Origin of the sequence: Mucilaginibacter sp. UYCu711 (assembly GCF_050433825.1) — a bacterium.
In the GTDB taxonomy this organism is placed as follows: domain Bacteria; phylum Bacteroidota; class Bacteroidia; order Sphingobacteriales; family Sphingobacteriaceae; genus Mucilaginibacter.
The window spans coordinates 271,356-289,622 of sequence record NZ_JBNPWM010000001.1; the positions used below are offsets into that span (position 1 = coordinate 271,356).

20 protein-coding genes are annotated in these 18,267 nt (G+C 42.9%); 3 read left to right on the forward strand and 17 right to left on the reverse strand.

Translation table 11 applies throughout. From position 1 onward, the window contains the following. Positions 1-13 precede the first annotated feature (13 nt). From ABIB50_RS01325 to ABIB50_RS01335, 3 genes are all read right to left on the reverse strand, one after another. Positions 14-973, reverse strand: coding sequence for an exopolyphosphatase (locus ABIB50_RS01325; protein ID WP_429376583.1), 960 nt, complete (start codon positions 971-973; stop codon positions 14-16). 139 nt (positions 974-1,112) lie between these two features. Beyond that, positions 1,113-2,279 carry a molecular chaperone DnaJ gene (dnaJ, locus tag ABIB50_RS01330; RefSeq protein WP_429376585.1) on the reverse strand — a complete coding sequence of 389 codons (1,167 nt, stop codon included), beginning with the start codon at positions 2,277-2,279 and terminating at the stop codon, positions 1,113-1,115. Between the two features lie 103 nt (positions 2,280-2,382). Further along, positions 2,383-2,937 (reverse strand): nucleotide exchange factor GrpE, encoded by a 555-nt coding sequence (locus ABIB50_RS01335; protein ID WP_429376586.1) that lies wholly within the window; start codon positions 2,935-2,937, stop codon positions 2,383-2,385. 154 nt (positions 2,938-3,091) lie between these two features. On the opposite strand from ABIB50_RS01335, the gene ABIB50_RS01340 reads away from it, so the two are divergent. After that, a complete protein-coding gene (locus ABIB50_RS01340) occupies positions 3,092-4,012 on the forward strand; it encodes an EamA family transporter (protein WP_429376588.1) in 921 nt (306 codons plus the stop codon). Positions 4,013-4,024: 12 nt separating this feature from the next. On the opposite strand, the gene ABIB50_RS01345 is transcribed toward ABIB50_RS01340, so the two are convergent. From ABIB50_RS01345 to ABIB50_RS01355, 3 genes are all read right to left on the reverse strand, one after another. Beyond that, a complete protein-coding gene (locus ABIB50_RS01345) occupies positions 4,025-4,708 on the reverse strand; it encodes a cell division ATP-binding protein FtsE (RefSeq protein ID WP_429376589.1) in 684 nt (227 codons plus the stop codon). 4 nt (positions 4,709-4,712) lie between these two features. After that, positions 4,713-4,916, reverse strand: coding sequence for a fructose-6-phosphate aldolase (locus ABIB50_RS01350; protein ID WP_429376591.1), 204 nt, complete (start codon positions 4,914-4,916; stop codon positions 4,713-4,715). A gap of 147 nt (positions 4,917-5,063) precedes the next feature. Continuing rightward, a complete protein-coding gene (locus tag ABIB50_RS01355) occupies positions 5,064-6,089 on the reverse strand; it encodes an acyl-CoA reductase (protein ID WP_429376592.1) in 1,026 nt (341 codons plus the stop codon). A 102-nt stretch (positions 6,090-6,191) separates the two neighbouring features. On the opposite strand from ABIB50_RS01355, the gene ABIB50_RS01360 reads away from it, so the two are divergent. Beyond that, positions 6,192-6,545 carry a 4Fe-4S dicluster domain-containing protein gene (locus tag ABIB50_RS01360; RefSeq protein WP_429376594.1) on the forward strand — a complete coding sequence of 118 codons (354 nt, stop codon included), beginning with the start codon at positions 6,192-6,194 and terminating at the stop codon, positions 6,543-6,545. 113 nt (positions 6,546-6,658) lie between these two features. Further along, positions 6,659-7,420, forward strand: a complete 762-nt coding sequence (locus ABIB50_RS01365) for an NlpC/P60 family protein (protein ID WP_429376596.1) — start codon at positions 6,659-6,661, stop codon at positions 7,418-7,420. Here ABIB50_RS01365 and ABIB50_RS01370 read toward each other — a convergent pair. The 11 genes from ABIB50_RS01370 to ABIB50_RS01420 all read right to left on the reverse strand — a co-directional run bounded on the left by ABIB50_RS01370 (position 7,417) and on the right by ABIB50_RS01420 (position 18,122). Next, positions 7,417-8,322 (reverse strand): WD40 repeat domain-containing protein, encoded by a 906-nt coding sequence (locus ABIB50_RS01370; protein WP_429376598.1) that lies wholly within the window; start codon positions 8,320-8,322, stop codon positions 7,417-7,419. The genes ABIB50_RS01365 and ABIB50_RS01370 overlap by 4 nt on opposite strands. Positions 8,323-8,388: 66 nt before the next feature. Beyond that, positions 8,389-8,976 carry a bifunctional phosphoribosyl-AMP cyclohydrolase/phosphoribosyl-ATP diphosphatase HisIE gene (hisIE, locus tag ABIB50_RS01375; RefSeq protein WP_429376600.1) on the reverse strand — a complete coding sequence of 196 codons (588 nt, stop codon included), beginning with the start codon at positions 8,974-8,976 and terminating at the stop codon, positions 8,389-8,391. A 6-nt stretch (positions 8,977-8,982) separates the two neighbouring features. Next, a complete protein-coding gene (gene hisF, locus ABIB50_RS01380; protein WP_429376602.1) occupies positions 8,983-9,735 on the reverse strand; it encodes an imidazole glycerol phosphate synthase subunit HisF in 753 nt (250 codons plus the stop codon). A gap of 109 nt (positions 9,736-9,844) precedes the next feature. Further along, the gene (locus ABIB50_RS01385) at positions 9,845-10,594 is read right to left on the reverse strand and encodes a HisA/HisF-related TIM barrel protein (protein WP_429376603.1); all 750 of its coding nucleotides are present in this window, start codon (positions 10,592-10,594) and stop codon (positions 9,845-9,847) included. 4 nt (positions 10,595-10,598) lie between these two features. Further along, a complete protein-coding gene (gene hisH / locus ABIB50_RS01390) occupies positions 10,599-11,318 on the reverse strand; it encodes an imidazole glycerol phosphate synthase subunit HisH (RefSeq protein ID WP_429376605.1) in 720 nt (239 codons plus the stop codon). Between the two features lie 56 nt (positions 11,319-11,374). Then, positions 11,375-12,517 carry a bifunctional histidinol-phosphatase/imidazoleglycerol-phosphate dehydratase HisB gene (gene hisB, locus ABIB50_RS01395; RefSeq protein ID WP_429376607.1) on the reverse strand — a complete coding sequence of 381 codons (1,143 nt, stop codon included), beginning with the start codon at positions 12,515-12,517 and terminating at the stop codon, positions 11,375-11,377. Further along, positions 12,514-13,560, reverse strand: a complete 1,047-nt coding sequence (hisC, locus tag ABIB50_RS01400) for a histidinol-phosphate transaminase (RefSeq protein WP_429376609.1) — start codon at positions 13,558-13,560, stop codon at positions 12,514-12,516. Before hisC ends, hisB begins: the two co-directional genes overlap by 4 nt. Positions 13,561-13,665: 105 nt before the next feature. Further along, on the reverse strand, positions 13,666-14,952 hold the full coding sequence (gene hisD / locus ABIB50_RS01405) for a histidinol dehydrogenase (RefSeq protein WP_429376611.1): 1,287 nt from the start codon (positions 14,950-14,952) through the stop codon (positions 13,666-13,668). A gap of 86 nt (positions 14,953-15,038) precedes the next feature. Beyond that, entirely contained in the window at positions 15,039-15,890 is an 852-nt protein-coding gene (gene hisG, locus ABIB50_RS01410; protein WP_429376613.1) for an ATP phosphoribosyltransferase, read from the reverse strand. Positions 15,891-16,108: 218 nt separating this feature from the next. Next, on the reverse strand, positions 16,109-17,623 hold the full coding sequence (locus tag ABIB50_RS01415; RefSeq protein WP_429376615.1) for a hypothetical protein: 1,515 nt from the start codon (positions 17,621-17,623) through the stop codon (positions 16,109-16,111). Between the two features lie 7 nt (positions 17,624-17,630). Further along, positions 17,631-18,122, reverse strand: coding sequence for a D-glycero-alpha-D-manno-heptose-1,7-bisphosphate 7-phosphatase (locus tag ABIB50_RS01420; RefSeq protein ID WP_429376617.1), 492 nt, complete (start codon positions 18,120-18,122; stop codon positions 17,631-17,633). Positions 18,123-18,267 lie beyond the last annotated feature (145 nt).

Sequence of the window (18,267 nt, forward strand, 5' to 3'; positions counted from 1 at the left end):
CAGAAAATAAAACCTACCCGTTCATCATCTCAGCCAATACACCTTCTTTTAAAGAATAGGTGGACATGCAGACATTAGTGATGCCCAACTTTTCGATAATAAAGCGCGTCATCAGCGAAGCTACAACAATCATATCTACACGGATCGGGATAATCCCTTTCATACTTTTGCGTTCATCGTGCGATGAGGCTATCAGTTTGTCGGTAGTGTTAATGATGTCTGGTAAGTCAAAGTCGTGATTTTTTATAGCGAGATCAAAAGAGTTGCCTTTTTCTAAGGCTGTTAATTCAACAAAAGTTTCAAACGCACCTGAGGAACCGATGAGCGCCTCGACCGGGTATTTTGATGCTACCGCGATAAGGGTGGTCAGCTGTTCTTCCAGGTAAAGATGAAGGGAATTGATCGACTCGGCAGGAATGGGATCAGTGCGATGGAATTTATCCATCAGCCTTGCGGCGCCTATCTCAAAGCTTTGTTTCCAGAGGATGGTGTTTGCGTTGCATAATATAAACTCTACACTGCCGCCTCCAATATCCATTATGAGCGAGGTTTTATCGGATAGGCCACCGGCCAGTTTTACACCCTTGTAAATATATTCTGCTTCCTGTTCTCCATCAATCAGTTCTATTTGAATGCCGGTTTTATCAGCTACATCAGCAATAAATTGTTGGCCGTTCGAGGCGTTTCGCAAAGCGGAGGTAGCTATTGCTTTAACATCTTTTACACCATGGTTTTCAATATTATCTCTGAATTTTTGCATGGTATTGATACCACGCTCATAAGCCGCCGGCTGGATAATGCCTTTGTTTATACCGCCTTCGCCCAGTTTAACCGGGTCGTGTTCATGTACGACCTCTTTATAATCAGCAGCGCTGCCTTCGGCAATTAATAAGTGAAAGGTATTGGTGCCGAGGTCCATTACGGCGACACGTTGTTGTACAGAAATTACAGGGACCGGCTTTTTATCATCCATATTGGTTAAATAGGCTTAGATATAAAGTTAAAAATAGAATTAAAGTTTTACCTGCATCAATAAAAAACATCAAAACGCAAAAAAGGCTCAGAATCCTAAAATTCCAAGCCTTTAACGTTTTGCCTTTCAGCTTTTACCTTTATTCAAAATATTCTTTCATCCGTTCAAAGAAACTCTTTTCGTTTTTGCCCGGGTTGGGTTTAAAGTTAGGCGAGTTTTGCAGTTTCTCTAACAGCGCGCGCTCTTCATTGCTTAGCGCTTTCGGTGTCCAGATATTGATGTGGATCAGCTGGTCGCCGCGGTGATAGGAATTAACTTCCGGCACACCTTTACCTTTTAAGCGTAATATTTTACCACCCTGGGTTCCCGGATCAATCTTGATCTTGGCTTTGCCGTCGATGGTTGGTACTTCAATGCTGGTACCTAAGGCCGCATCAATAAAGGTGATGTGCAGGTCGTAGATGACATTGTTACCGTCACGTTTTAAAGTTTCATGCGGGATCTCTTCTATCAATATGATGAGGTCGCCGGGTACACCGCCGCGCGGGGCAAAATTACCTTTACCGCTCATGCTTAACTGCATGCCTTCGCTAACGCCGGCAGGTACATTTAAGCTGATGGTTTCTTCGCCGCGTACAACACCATCGCCATGGCAAACATTACATTTTGAAGTTATAACAGACCCTTCTCCGTTACAGGTAGGGCAGGTGCTGGTAGTTTGCATCTGGCCCAGTATAGTGTTGGTTACCCGCCTTACAGCGCCCTGGCCACCGCAGGTTTTACAGGTTTGGAAAGACGATTTGTCCTTAGCGCCAGTACCCTCGCAGGTTTTGCAGATGATCTGTTTGTTTACTTTTATTTTCTTTTCGGTACCGTTGGCAATTTCTTCTAATGTCAACCTTACTTTAATACGCAGGTTACTGCCACGGGCCACACGCCTGCCGCCTTGCTGCCTGCCACCGCCACCACCACCAAAGAAACCTTCGAAGGGGCTGCCGCCGCCAAAAATATCGCCAAACTGGCTAAATATGTCTTCCATATTCATGCCCTGGCCGCCATAGCCGCCGCCATTTGCCGATTGTGCATTAGCAGAATGGCCAAACTGGTTATAACGCTGGCGCTTTTCGGGGTTGCTTAAAACTTCGTAAGCTTCGGCCGCTTCCTTAAATTTTTCTTCGGCCGCTTTATCACCTTCGTTTTTATCAGGGTGATATTTAATAGCCATCTTACGATAAGCTTTCTTTATCTCATCAGCATCCGCACCTTTGGACACGCCCAGTACATCGTAATAATCTCTTTTTGACATTTTTATTTATTGAATTATCGAATTATTGAATTACTGAATTTTTTTGAGGGTGAGGATTGATCAAATCAATAATTCAATCCCTCAATAATTCAATAATTGTCACTTACGCTCCAACTATAACTTTAGCAAAGCGGATAACTTTATCGTTAAGATAATAACCTTTTTCCATCTCGTCAATAACCTTTCCCTTCAGGTCATCTGTAGGTGAAGGGATGTTGGTTATCGCTTCGTGCAGGTCGGCATCAAAAGGCTGGCCTATTGCTTCCATCGGCAACAACCCTTTTTGGGTAAGCGTGTTTTTTAACTTGTTTTGGATCAGTAAAACGCCTTCTCTCACCGGTGCAACTTCAGTTGCGTTTTCGGTGGCTTTTAAAGCGCGTTCAAAATCATCTAATACCGGTAATAAATTGGTAATTAAATCTTTACCTTCCATTTTGCGTGCATCTTCACGCTCTTTTACAGTGCGGCGCCTAAAGTTGTCAAACTCGGCATATAAGCGCAGGTATTTATCGTTGGCTAATGACAGTTCTTCTTTTAAAAGATCTTCTGCAGATTTTTCCGCAGGCGCATCTGTTTGCGGCGCGGCTGCAGTATTGTCAATAGTCTCGTTTATAGCTTCAGATGTTTCTGAAGTATCCGTCTTTTTTTTCTTCAACATATCGTTAAAATTCATAGCTGATAGTGCCAATCAAGTACCTTGCCATTAGTGTAAAACCGACAAGCTGACAGCGAATTTTATTTTTTACGCAGCTGTGTCAGTTTGTAATTGTCAAAATCGCTGATTATTCAGCACATTTTTATATTTTGCCGCCATGGGCGCGGCATCATCAAAAACAGACTGGAAAATAGTGCTGGCTTTTGCCGCGGTATATATTATATGGGGCACAACTTACCTGGCTATCCGGATAGGTATAGAAAGCATGCCGCCGTTTATAATGGCAAGCCTACGCTATTTAATTGCCGCTACATTGATGTTGGCATTTGTTCAAATAAAAGGTACCCCTGTTTTTGATAAGACAGTTATAAATAACCTGATGCTTGGCTCCTTTATGCAGACATGCGGGCAGGGTGCCGTATTTTGGGCAGAAAAATATGTTCCTTCGGGACTAACGGCAGTGCTGATATCAACCGCGCCAATATGGTATATAATTGCCGACAGGAGAAACTGGCGGGATTATTTTAGAAGTAAGCTTACCTTGTTTAGTATAGCTTTGGGGCTTGCAGGCGTGCTGATATTATTTAAGAATCAAACCATAACTGGCGGTGGTTCAACACAAATGACAGTTATTGCAGCCTTAGTAATCATAGCTGCTTGCTTTTGCTGGGTAATCGGATCGTTATATTATAAATACAACCACGCGCCGGGGGCGTTATATAAAAATATTGGCTGGCAATTATTAGGCGGCGCAATTGCTTGTTTATTGGTAGGCCTGGTAACAGGCGAGTGGAAAGAATTTAGTTTTTTCGAGGTGACGTTGCGCTCGTGGGGTGCGGTATTGTACCTGGCTATTGCCGGATCAATAGTTGCCTTTACCGCTATGTTTTTTTTGTTGGAAAGAAGACCGGCGCCCGTTGTTGGCACCTACGCTTATGTAAACCCGGTTATAGCCGTTATATTAGGATTCCTTGTAGCAGACGAACAAATAAATACCAGCCAAATTATTGGTATGGTAATTATTTTGGTTGCCGCTTACCTGGCAAACCAGGTTAAGTTTAAAGCAAGTACAAAGTAAAAATAAATCGACTTATGCTATCTGCGCGTCCTCTAACACTTTACCATTCTCGCATTTAATAATACGCGACGGGAAAGTGCGGATGATATGGTAATCGTGCGTAGCTATAACTACCGCGGTGCCCGATTGGCTGATCTGTTTTAACAGCAACACAATTTCTTCTGATGTATCCGGATCAAGGTTGCCGGTAGGCTCATCAGCCAAAATAATTTCCGGGTCATTTAACAAGGCACGTGCAATTACCACACGTTGTTGCTCACCGCCTGACAGCTCATGCGGCATTTTTTTAAGCTTTGAGCGCAGTCCCACTTTTTCTAATACATCCAATGTACGGTCGGCAATTAGTTTGGGGTCTGTCCAGCCGGTGGCGCGCATTACAAATTGTAAGTTTTGCTCAATCGTGCGGTCGGTCAATAATTGAAAATCCTGGAAAACTATACCCAGCTTACGGCGCAGGAAGGGGATATCCTTGTCGGTAATTTTATCCAGGTCATAACCGCAGGCATGGCCGGTGCCCACTTTAACAGCCAGGTCGCCGTAAATAACTTTTAACAAGCTGCTTTTACCCGAGCCGGTTTGGCCTATCAGCCATACAAAATCACCTTTATCAATATGCAGGTTAACGTTTGATAATACCAGGTGTTTTTGTTGAAATATATCAACATTATTTAACTTAATAATGGTGTTTCCTATCATTGCTTTATAGTTCTAATTTTAAGATCTGTCCAAAGGGCAGGTCCTTAACAATATTCATTATATACTCGGCTTTATCAGCCAGGCCAACTTTGTCTAACGATTTTTCGGGCCTGTCAACCCTGAAATAAGCCAGCAGGGTAAACTCGTCGTCGCGCAGCTGTACATAATCCGGTATTTTGGCAACGCCTTTAACTTTTATTACATACATTTTATTAGCTGTAAGCCGAAAGCACAAAGCTAAAAGCTTCTTTTACTTTCTGCATCAAATTTATCTTTTTTAGTTGAAAGCTATATGATATTATAAAATAAGCTTTCAGCTTCAGTCTTTTAGCTTTCAGCTTTAGTCTTTTAGCTTTCAGCTTAAAGTTAGGAAATCCATTGTATCAATCCCATCGGCATAATCCCATAATTTGGGTTGCTGGCTTTGGCCAAAATCAACCACCTGGCTTTTAACCTGTAAAGGTGCGGTGCTAACTACGCATTGGATATTTTCGGCGTCGGTATTAAGCTGTTTTTCTACTGATGCCAGATCATCATAATAACTATAATATAATACTGCCAAAGGCGATGTCAAACGTTCATCTTCTTTTAATATCAGGAAGTTGTTATCCAGATGCTGCTCGCTACCCACCAAAAATATCGACCGGTTATAGCCATAGTTATTATTGTACTTATTATGGTTGATGATGTCGTTATAAGGCTCTATCGCCTCAAAAAAAGTAGCCAGGTCATAGCCCTTCGGGATAAATAATTTAGATACATTACGGCAGCCTAAACCAAAATAATCAAATATATCATGGCCCAGGTTATATAGCTGCTCTTTGGTTTCATTGCCGGTAATTACGGCTACGCTGTTGCGGTTTTTGCGGATAATGTTTGGCACCTTGCCAAAATAGTAGTCAAAATAGCGTGACGAATTATTACTGCCGGTAGCTATAACCGCATCAAAATCTACCAGGCGTTCAACAAAGCTAAACTTGCCGGCAAAGCTGCCATCAATAGCTACTAACATTTGTAAAACATGTTTAATCAATCTTGCATCCTGTGTTGATGCTTTTATTAATGCATGATTACCTGTAACCAACACGCACAATACATCATGAAAGCCAACCAATGGGATATTGCCTGCCAATATAAGCCCCACTTTTTTTGGCGAAGTGTTTTTCCTTAGATCATATTTATTTAACCACGCAAACAGGTCATCCGCATTAAGCATTTTGCTTATGGATGTTACAGCACTGGTAACGCTTTCGGGTGTGAACCAGGCGTTGTAAATATGTTCGGTATTTATAAGTTGGGTCAGTTCTTCATCGGGGGCAGATAATTGTTGCCCAAGTACAGAAAATGTATTAATTAGGTCTTGAATGATGTTTTTTGACATATATATGGTAAGTAATCAAACTCTCAAATTCTTTTTTTGTTATATTTGCATACTTTGTTATTTGGACAAAGGTAATTGAGAATATAAGATTATTTTAAAAATATGGCGATTATAATCACCGATGAATGCATAAACTGCGGAGCTTGCGAACCTGAGTGCCCAAATAATGCTATTTATGATGCTGGTGCTGCCTGGCGTTTTAGTGACGGTACAGACCTTAAAGGCGTTATTGATTTTGGCGATGGTGTTACATTAAATGCAGAAGAAACACAAGCAGCTTTATCAGACGATATATACTACATTGTACCCGATAAATGTACAGAATGTGTTGGTTTCCATGACGAGCCCCAATGCGCGGCAGTTTGCCCGGTTGATTGCTGTGTGGATGATGAAAATGTACGCGAAACCCGTGAAGAATTGTTAGCTAAGAAAGATTGGCTGCACATAAACGGATAACAAATAAATATAAGTACATACTATATTAAAGAGGGAATACAATAAGATGTGTTCCCTTTTTTGTGAGTGAAACATTTAATTTTAGTTAACGTACAAGCAAACTGATATTTACAATGGAATACGGAATTTGCAATTTAGCTGTAATGCCTATGCGTGCCGAACCCAGCGAGCGCAGCGAAATGGTATCTCAGGTGTTATTTGGTGAGGCCTTCGAGATCCTGGAATGGAAGGAGGGGTGGGCACAAATAGTTACTGCAACCGATAACTATCCGGGTTGGGTAAGCAGGCTGCAATTTACCATGCTTGGGCACTTAAACTATCAGCAATTATTGCAAACCCCGCCAAAGCTAACTTATAAAGCTATAACCCAGGCCTGGAAGATCCGTGACAACAGCGTATTGTATTTACCTGCCGGCAGTTCGCTTTCGTTCTTAAACGGAACTACCTGCTACCTGGAGAAAGAAAAATTTGAAATAATAGGCCAGATAGGACAAAGCGACAGCATTGACCTTGTTGCCAAATCATTTATAAACACACCTTACCTATGGGGTGGCCGTACACATTTTGGTATTGACTGCTCGGGCTTTGTACAAATGGTATTTAAGTTAAAAGGCATGCAATTAAAACGCGATGCCAGTATGCAGGCAGAACAGGGCACACCAATCAAATCATTATCAGACGCGCTTATTGGCGACCTGGCATTTTTTGAAAATACCGACGGCAAGATAACGCACGTTGGCATGCTGCTTAACCGCGAAAACATTATCCATGCATCAGGAAAAGTTAAGATCGATGCCCTGGACGAGAAAGGCATCTTTTCTGAAGAGCAAAGTCGCTATACACATAAACTGGCTGCTATTAGGCGGATTTATTAAAAATTAATATCCCAGATAATAACCTTCTTATCATCACTGGCCGACAGTAGTTGTCCATCATGCCATGCCATTTTGTTTATAGACAAACGGTGGGTGTCATACCCTTTTTCACGGCTAATGACTTTGTAGAGCTTAAAATCGTCTGATCCCCAGAGCTTGATACTTTTGTCCATACTGGCGGTAGCAAAATAGGGTTGGGCAGGGTGGAAGGCAATGTGGTTCACAGCAAACAAATGAGCAGGAATGCTTTCCATTAATTCAAAAGTGGTAGTATTCCAGATCTTAACCTGCGCATCCCGTGATCCTGATACCAGGTAACTGCCGTCCGACGAGTACTGAAGCGAAAACACCGCCATGGTATGGCCTTTTAAGGTAGCTATTGGTGTATAGTCAATCAGATCGTAAATTTTAATGTCATTATCTCGGCAGCCAAAAGCCACCTGTTTTTCGTCAGGCGATATACTGATGCACCGTACCGTATCCGCAGAAACTTTTATGGTATGAACAAGCTGCAGGGTTTCCAGGCTCCAAATGGATACGGTGCCATCCTCAGAAACCACCAACAACTCTTTTTTGTTATTAACCGACTTGATATCAAATACAGGTTTGCGATGGTGCCTGAGGCCCGGAAGCAGTTGTTGTTTAATAAAATCAAATACCAGCACTTCGCCGCTGCGTAAACCGGTAAACATTAGCGGGTAACCCACAGGGCAATGAATGGCATATACTGAAGCCGCCACCGGGAACATTCCTTTAATAAAACTGTTGGTTTTTAAGCTCCACTCAACCACACCTTTATCATTGCCGCCAGTAAATAAAATACCCGGCTTTTGCGATAAGGTTAACGCAAAAATGGGGTTGCTGTGCCCGGTAAGTTCGGTGGCTTTTTGTACGGTGATCATTTGGTGGGTGGTGAGTTGTGGGTAATGAGTAGTGAAAACCAATCACTGATCTCTAACCTCTACTCACTATTTATGTCTTTGCTCTAAATTTTTGGCGATGGTTTCAAGGGTTAGCCCTTTTTCGCGAAGTAATACTATTAAATGGAACATCAGGTCTGATGCTTCATTTATCAGGTCTGTTTCGGTTTCGGCTAAGGCGGCAATTACGGTCTCAACCCCCTCTTCGCCAACTTTTTGCGCTATTTTATTTAAACCTTTTTGGCGCAGTTTATTTACGTACGATCCTTCTACCGGGTTCTCATACCGGTCGGCTACTATCTGCTCCAATTGCAGGATAAAATTTTGGTTGTAGTCTGTTTTAAAACAGGTCCTATCGCCGGTGTGGCAGGTAGGGCCATCGGCCTTAACCTTTATCAGCAGCGTATCGTTATCGCAATCTAAATGAATGCTTTTAACATGCAAGAAGTTGTTGCTGGTTTCGCCTTTTGTCCATAAGCGCTGTTTGCTGCGCGAGAAGAACGTAACAATATTTTCCCGCACGGTTTTATCATAGGCTTCCTGGTTCATGTAGCCCAGCATCAGCACTTCAAGGGTTTGTTCGTCTTGTATTACAACCGGTACCAGCCCGTCTGTTTTGTTAAAATCTATATTCATTTATATTTATCTTACTTCAATATTCCTGTCCCTTAAAATATTTTTAAGATCAGGTATTAATATCTCTCCATAGTGAAACACCGACGCTGCTAAAGCCGCATCAACATTAGTTTGCTCAAACACATCAACAAAATGCTGTACCGAGCCTGCGCCACCCGATGCTATAACGGGGATATTCACCGCGTCATTCACTTTCTTTAACAGCCCATTATCAAAACCGGCCTTGGTGCCGTCATGATCCATCGATGTTAGCAGTATCTCGCCTGCACCACGATTTGCGGCTTCTATTATCCAGTCTAAAGTTTCTTTTTCTGTTGGGATGCGGCCGCCATTTAGGTGGACTATATTTTTGCCATTGTTTACACGGGTATCAACCGCAATAACTACGAATTGTACACCAAAAGCTTTAGCCAGTTCGTCTATCAATGCAGGGTTACGCACCGCTGCCGAGTTGATGGAGATCTTATCTGCACCTGCATTTAACAACGCGTCAGCATCAGCAATTTCATTAATACCACCACCTATTGTAAACGGGATATTGATTTGCCTTGCTACTGCCTTTACAAGCTCCACCATTGTTTTACGACGCTCGTGCGTGGCAGTAATATCTAAAAATACCAGCTCATCGGCGCCCTGGCGCGAATAGTTCCAGGCCAGTTCAACCGGATCGCCTGCATCGCGCAAGTCGACAAAGTTTACGCCTTTTACGGTACGGCCGTCTTTAACGTCGAGACAGGGTATGATCCTTTTACTAAGCATGGGTTTAAAAGCGACCGTCATTGCGAGGAACGAAGCAATCTCTTAACTCTGCATTTTAATTTGCATGTGTAGAGATTGCTTCGTTCCTCGCAATGACGCTTTATTATATTTATATTGAGATGAGTGATTCTAAATTCCAGTTCTTTACTTCTTCAATGCTGATCTTACCTTCATAGATGGCTTTACCAACCACTACCGATTCAACTTTTAAGCGGTTTAATTGTTCGATGTCAGCCATAGAGCTTACACCGCCGGAAGCGATTAGTTTGATGAATGGCGAATGGTCAAGCAGCTTTTCATAAAGATCAACTCCGGCACCGCCTAATTTGCCGTCCTTGCTAATATCGGTGCATAAAAAGCGGAAGAAGCCCAGTGCCAAGCACCTGTCAACATAATCCATTAATTTAATGGGCGAACTTTCCATCCAGCCTGAATATTTGATTACTTCGTCCAATACATCAATAGCAACTACCACGTTATCGGCGCATCTGTCGCGACCGCAAAGGGCTTTGCTTAGTTCATCTAAAAACATCGGATTAGTTAAGGCTTGCGTACCCACGATAACCCGGTGCACGCCGGCGCCTACCAGCTCTTTTACTTTTTCAATACTGCGGATACCACCGCCATATTGCACCTGCATATCTGTTTTACGGATCACGTCAAACAAATATTCCTGGTTGGAAAAATCGTTTTTAGCACCGTTAAGGTCTATAATATGGATCAAATTAGTGCCGTTTGACTGATATTTTTCAATCATCTCCTCTAAAGTAACATCATAACTGGTTACTTGCTCATAGTCTCCCTCACGCAGGCGAACAACCTTTTTATTCAAAATATCAATAGCAGGGATTATATACATGTCTTTATAATTTTGAAAAGTTAGTTAATAATGTTTCGCCATAAACACCCGATTTTTCCGGGTGAAACTGGACAGCGTAAAAGTTGTCGCGCCAAATTGATGCCGAAAATTTAATATTATAATCAGTCGCGGCTAAAGTATAACTATTATCATACTCAATAAAGTATGAATGTACAAAGTAAAAATGTGAACCAACAGGAATATCTTTAAAAAGTGGATTTTCCTTTTCGGCATACACCCTGTTCCAACCGGTATGCGGTACTTTATGCTCTGGGTCGGCAGTAAATTTTAACGTTTTGATAGGGAAAAGGCCCAGCAGGTCAGAATTACCTTCTTCTGAATAATCAGTTAATAACTGCATACCCACACATATGCCCAACGTTGGTTTTTTCAATGCTTTTATAGCTGGTACCAGGCCAGAGTTGGTCAGCTTATCCATAGCTGCCCCCGCATGGCCAACACCCGGAATGATAAACCGGTCAAACTGTGCCATATCAGCCTCGGTATGTACCATACCATACTGGATCCCCAATCGCTCTAAAGCTGCTGTAAGCGAAAATATGTTGCCGGCACCGTATCTAATTATTCCGAGCCCCCCGCCACCGCGTTGGCCGTCGCTCCCCTCTGAAGGGGGAGTAAGCCCCCCTCCTTCGCGCAAGTCATCCCGCCCCCCTAAAGGGGGAGTAATGTTTGATGTTATATTTTCTTTATCTATTGAAGACATATTTATTCATTATTCGCGTTACATTTCTCCCCCTTTAGGGGGCAGGGGGGCGAGACCTAAAGTATCCCCTTTGTTGATGGTAAAACCATGTTATTTACATCACGCTTTACGGCCATTTTTATTGCCTTGGCAAATACTTTAAAAATAGCCTCAATTTTATGATGTTCGTTCTGGCCCTCGGCTTTAATGTTTAGGTTAGCTTTTGCAGCATCGCTAAACGATTTAAAGAAATGATAAAACATCTCCGTTGGTACGTCGCCAACTTTTTCGCGTTTAAAATCTGCTTCCCAAACCAGCCAGTTGCGCCCGCCAAAATCAATAGCGGCTTGCGCCAGGCAATCGTCCATAGGCAGGCAAAAACCGTAACGCTCAATACCTTTTTTATTGCCCAAAGCGGCAGCAAAAACTTCGCCTAAAGCGATGCCGGTATCTTCAATGGTGTGGTGCTCATCAATATGTAAGTCGCCTTTGGCGATTATTTCCAGATCGATACTACCGTGACGCGCGATCTGATCAAGCATATGATCAAAGAAATGCAAGCCGGTTGATACCTTGGCTTCGCCGGTACCGTCCAAATTTATTTTTACGTAGATGTCGGTCTCTTTGGTAATGCGTTTGCTTTCAAAAACACGCTCGCCCAGTTTTAAAAACTCATATATTTTTTTCCAGTCTGTCGTTTCTAACGCAACCACATCTTTTATATCAGTATTGTTCTGCGCTTCGTTACCCCCTAAGTTTGATTGATTATTTAGCCAGATTGCTTTTGCACCTAAGTTCTTCGCCAGTAAAACATCATTTCGGCGGTCGCCTATGGTGTAGGAGTTTGCCAGGTCGTATTTAGTTGTATCAAAATACTGCGTTAATAGCGCTGTGCCCGGTTTGCGGGTAGGCGCATTATCTGCCGGCCAGGTTTTATCTATATAAACAGCCGAGAAGTTTACCCCTTCATTTGCAAAAGTTTTGATGATGAAGTTATGCACCGGCCAAAAAGTATCTTCGGGATAAGCGGCTGTTCCTAAACCATCCTGGTTGGTTATCATAACCAATTCATACTCCAGTTCGGTTGCAATTTTCGACAGGTACTCGATAGCACCGGGATAAAACTCCAGTTTTTCAAACGAGTCTATTTGTTCATCAACAGGCTCCTTGATCATGGTGCCGTCGCGGTCGACAAAAAGTAGTTTCTGTAGCTTGCTCATTTAAAGTTTTTTAAAGTGTCGATCAATGTTTCATTCTCGGCCGGCGTACCCACAGTTATCCGCAGGCTGCCCTCGCAAAGATCAATTTTTGAACGATCGCGTACAATAATACCCTTTTGTACCAGGAAGTTATAAATCCCCTTGGGGTCGGTTGTTTTAACCAGGATAAAATTGGCGTCGCTTGGGTAAATATCCAGCACAAAATCAAACGCTTTTAAAGCCAGTACCAGCTTATCGCGCTGTAATAATGTTTCCTTTATCCAGCCGTTTACCTGCTCAACATTAGCCAAAGCTTTTAAAGCCAGCTGTTGTGATGATTCGTTGATGTTATATGGTGGTTTAACCTTATTCATCACCTCTATGATCTCTTCGCTGGCAAAGGCCATACCTACACGCAGGCCGGCTAATCCCCAGGCTTTTGAGAGGGTTTGTAGCACTACCAGGTTTGAATATTCGGTCAATTCCTGTATAAATGTTTTTTGGCGGCTGAAGTTGATATAAGCCTCATCAACCACCACAATACCGTCAAAGTTATTCAGCAGGGTTTCTACATTATCACGATTAATGGAATTGCCGGTAGGGTTATTTGGCGAGCAGATAAAGATCAACTTGGTGTTTTGATCTATAGCTTCGGCAATACCTTCTAAATTCAGCTGGAACTCTTCGGTGAGCGAGACCTTTTTAGTTTGGATATCGTTGATATTAGCTGACACCTCATACATACCATAGGTAGGTGGTACTAAAATTACATTATCAACACCCGGGTTACAAAAGCTACGGAACAAGATATCAATAGCCTCATCGCTACCATTACCTAAAAATATATTGCGGACAGGCAGTCCCTTAATTTCGCTTAAACGCTTTTTAACGTTGTATTGCAATGGATCGGGATAGCGGTTGTACTGATCTTCCAGCGGCGAACCAAAAGCGTTCTCATTCGCATCCAAATACACGCTGGCCTCACCCTGGAACTCATCTCGTGCGGATGAATAGGGGGTTAGGTTTTTTATGTTTTCTCTGAGTATGTTGTTTAAATTAAACATGGTCTTAAGTAATTTGTCATGCTGAGCATGGCGAAGCATCTGCCGCGCGGCGTAAGCATAGTTTTGAGATTCTTCGCTATGCTCAGAATGACAATTATTGATATTCTATTTCTTCATCCTCACACTTACCGCATTTTTATGCGCGTGCAAACCTTCTAAATCTGCCAGTATTTCTACTGATGGCCCGATGTTTTTTATGCCATCGGGCGTAATATGCTGGAACGTAATTTTCTTCACAAACGAGTCAACCGATACACCCGAATATGCCCTTGCGTATGAGCTTGTGGGCAACGTGTGGTTAGTGCCCGATGCATAATCGCCCACACTCTCGGGTGTTAAATTACCTAGGAACACCGAGCCGGCATTGATGATTTGACCAGTGATCTGTGACCAGTGCTCTGTGGCGAGTATTAAGTGTTCCGGCGCATATTCATTGCTGAACTGCATGGCTTCATCCAACGTTTTTGTTATAACGATGTATGAATTATCCAGCGCCTGTTTAACAATCTCGGCACGCGGTAAAACGGCTGTTTGTTTCTCAACTTCGGCTAAGGTCGCGTTAGCTATTGCTGCCGATGTGGTGACCAATATGGATTGACTATCAATACCATGCTCAGCCTGCGCTAAAAGGTCGGCGGCAATAAACTCAGGCGTAGCGGTTTCATCGGCAATCACCAATACTTCCGATGGGCCGGCAGGCATATCTATAGCCGTGGTAGTGGTCGACTGGATAATGGTTTTAGCCTTGGTTACAAACTGGTTACCCGGTCCAAAGATCTTATCAACCCTGCTAATTGTCTCGGTGCCGTAAGCCATAGCCGCTATAGCTTGTGCGCCGCCTGCCATATAGATCTTATCAATGCCTAATAATAGCGCCACGTAAGCAATAAAAGCATTAACCTTACCATTTTTTTGCGGCGGCGAGCAAACTACTATTTCATGGCAACCCGCAATGCGTGCCGGGATGCCCAGCATTAAAAAAGTACTTGGCAAAACTGCTGTGCCGCCGGGGATGTATAAGCCAACTTTTTCAATCGGCCGTAACTCGCGCCAGCAGGTAACGCCGGGCATGGTTTCAACCTTGTCCTCGGCCTTTAACTGTGTTTGGTGGAACTTATAGATGTTATTATAAGCAATATCTAAAGCAGCTTTCTGGTCGGGCGATATGGTTGCCGCCATCTCTTCCAGCCCGGCTTTATCAAGGTACAGCTTGCTTAAAGTAACCTTGTCAAACTTATCAGCATAGTCAAACAAAGCACGGTCACCATTTTGCTGCACGGCGGCTAAAACCTCCTCAACAATAGCGCGTATCTCATTAGCCGGGTCAACATTACGCTGCACCAGCCTGGTGATATCCTGTTTACTTAAGTCTGAATAATTAAACTGCTTCATTAGCCGCCCTGCCCCCTAAAGGGGGAGTTTTTAATGTTTTATTTATGTGCCCAACTAATTGTTCCCCCTGTAGGGAGTTAGGGGGGCTAAAGTATTATCTTCTCAATCGGCATTACCACAATGCCCTGTGAGCCGGCTTGTTTTAGCTGGCTTATGCGGTCCCAAAAATCGCGCTCGGGTATTACGGTATGTACCGCAACCCAGCCTTCTTCGGCCAGTGGTAGTACTGATGGGCTTTTTACACCCGGTAACAATGCCAATACGCCTTCAAGATTAGATTTTAATACATTCAGCACCACGTATTTAGTTTCCTTGGCACGTAATACCGATTGGATGCGTTGCATCAATTCTTGTACCAGGTCATTCGTTTCGCTGCCTTTCGATCCTATTAATACTGCCTCGGACGCCATTACATCAGCAAAAGGTTTTAAGCCATTGCTTTTTAATGTGCCGCCGGTTGATACCAGGTCGCAGATAGCATCGCTCAATCCCAGGCCCGGAGAAATTTCAACCGAACCCGAAATGGTACGGATATCTGCATGAATATTTTGCTTTTGCAGGAACTTACCTAATATAACAGGGTAGGTGGTAGCTATTGATCTGCCTTCAAGGTGGTTTAGTTCGGTAATATCGCTATTGTTGGTGATGGCAATTTTTAACGAACATTTACCAAAGCCTAAGCGCTGTAAGTAGCTTACAGATACTTCGGTTTCTTCAATAACGTTTTCGCCAACTATGCCCAGATCAGCAATGCCGTCCTGTACATATTCCGGGATATCATCATCGCGCAGGAACAAAATTTCCAGCGGGAAATTAGAGACAGGAGAGATAAGCGAGCTCTTATAATTTTCAAAATTTAAGCCGCAATTTTTTAATAATTCAACAGATTTTTCGTTGAGCCGACCCGATTTCTGGATCGCTATTTTAAGTGTTTTCACTGAGTGTATTTAAGGGTACTACTATAAAAATTATAAACGGGGGTTGTTATTTCGCGTAGAAACATACATTATCTAATCACCACAAAGTGGTGATGGTGCAGATGCAATTGATGTATGTTATTTAGTCCCATTTTTATATAGTAAAACTATAGATAAGCGCTGCAAATATAGGCAGTTGTTTTTAAAATCAAAATAAATAGTAAAATGGTCGACTTTTTTTATTTGATCTCTTCGCCATTGTATTCAAAAATCGTCCCATCCTTTAAATCGTACAGATGCTTTAATTTATGTTCTTTTTCAATATCGTGGATATTGATCAACTCGACATTATCCAAACTTTTAAACCAGATATAGTAATAATGCTGCCGCTCATAAAACTTCGCAACATCCTTTTTAAAATAACGGTGCGGCACCAGGGTGGACGACATCCCGGTAAAGAAATAAACAGCCTCATCCGCATTGGACACCACAGGCTCGCCCGGTTTAAAAATATGCTTGTGTGACCGTAAAAACGCTACAAAAGGAGAGGTGTTCCAACTGTCGTCCGAGTAGCCAGGTACGCCATAATCCAGTTCATCATCGTAGCGTTCAAGGTCAACCTGCAAGGTCGAATAATCAAAAGCCAGCATTAGTAATATAGCAACGCCTGCTAACACGTATTTGGCCTTCTTTTTCAGCGTAACCAATACATCGGGCACCCAACTGGTACATGACATTAATAATGGTATAAACATAGGCGACAGTAACCTGCTGTTTAACCGCTCGAACCGCGAAAACGTAGCCAGCAGGACAATAAATAAACCATAAACCAGTGTATAAGCTATCACTATGTTCTCGTAACTGTTAATGCGGCCCGTAAGCGCTTTCCAGCCCAAAATGGCTATCAGCGTTATTAATACCAATGCAGCAAATGCTGTGGCATAGTTGTCGGCACTTTCATGGAAGCTGGCCCAGTCGCAAAATACGGTGCCGGCATAGTGCAGGTTTTCGCTGAAAGAGGTAACAGAAGGCAGGCGTTTACCTGTACTTAAACCGGTGTTAAGGCTGTTCAAAAACAGGTTGCCGGCCAGTAAGGATATCGACCCAAAACCTAAAATGAGGATATGTTTTATTTTTCTGCGGATGGTAAGCTGGTCGTCCAGTAATAACATTAACCCGCCTGCGCCAATCAGGGTAATACCGGCATAACGCGTTATACAGGCAATGGCGGTAATGATCACCACCATTACTAAGGAGAAGGTACTATGCAGGCGCATATAATGGTGATAGGACAGTATAAACAGCATTACCTCCAGTATAAACAACGTCTCAGACCATAAAAAACTGTAGATCTCTATCAGCGCCGGGCTTAGTATAATAGCCGTCAGTACCAATATTTTATAGATCCTGGCATGGGTAATGAACCGTTCCATCATCCAGCCGGTAACAAATATCACCGCTGCAAAAAGGCACGAGTTAATAACAGAGCCCGCTATAAAACCGTTAACCCCGGTAACAAACTGTATCACCCCTAAAAAAAAGGGATAAAATACCGGGAAAAACGTAAGTGGTGTGCCGTTAAATGTTAAGAGCGACCAATGTGCCTGTATGCTATTAGCCGTACTGGCATACATGATAGAATCCGGGGAGATACCAACACCGCTGTAACTTGTAAAAATATAAATCACGATGTAGCCTATAATGGCGGCTATCAGGGTATCGATATGTTTTAAGTAAGCGGTGTATTTTGTCATGTTGTAACTAAGCTATCATATCCAGCACCGTACTTATCGGCTGGTCGCTATCAATCAAAATACCTTTAACACCCGCGGCGGTTCCGGCTTCTACATCGCGTTCGCGGTCGCCAATAAAATATGATTTTGACGGATCGATGTTATATTTTTCAATGCCTTGCAGCAGCAGGCCCGGTTTGGGTTTGCGGCAATCACAGTCGCCGGTAAAGTTGGGGTGGTGCGGGCAGTAAAACATATCGGTAAACTCCACGCCGTGTTCATGGTAGGCTTCGCGCAGCTTGGTATGCATCTTGGCAAGCTCTTCTTCGGTATACCAGCCTTTGGCAAGGCCGCCCTGGTTGGTGGCTACAATTAACAGGTACCCTTTATCCTGTAAAGTCTTTAACGCGTCATAATTATCAAGAATAATAAAATCTTCTACCCGGCGAATGTAATCGCCTTGTTCATGGTTCAACACACCATCGCGATCTAAAAAAACAGCTTTATTTTTTGCAGACATTAATTAAAATTTTGGCAAAAATACTAAAAGGATTTTAATGCGGCTTACCTATCGCGTAGATTCACCCGACCTTTGCTTCGCTCGGTCACCCTCTCTTCCGCAAGCGGTAAAGAGGGTTGTTTTATATAACCATGCCTAAATTACC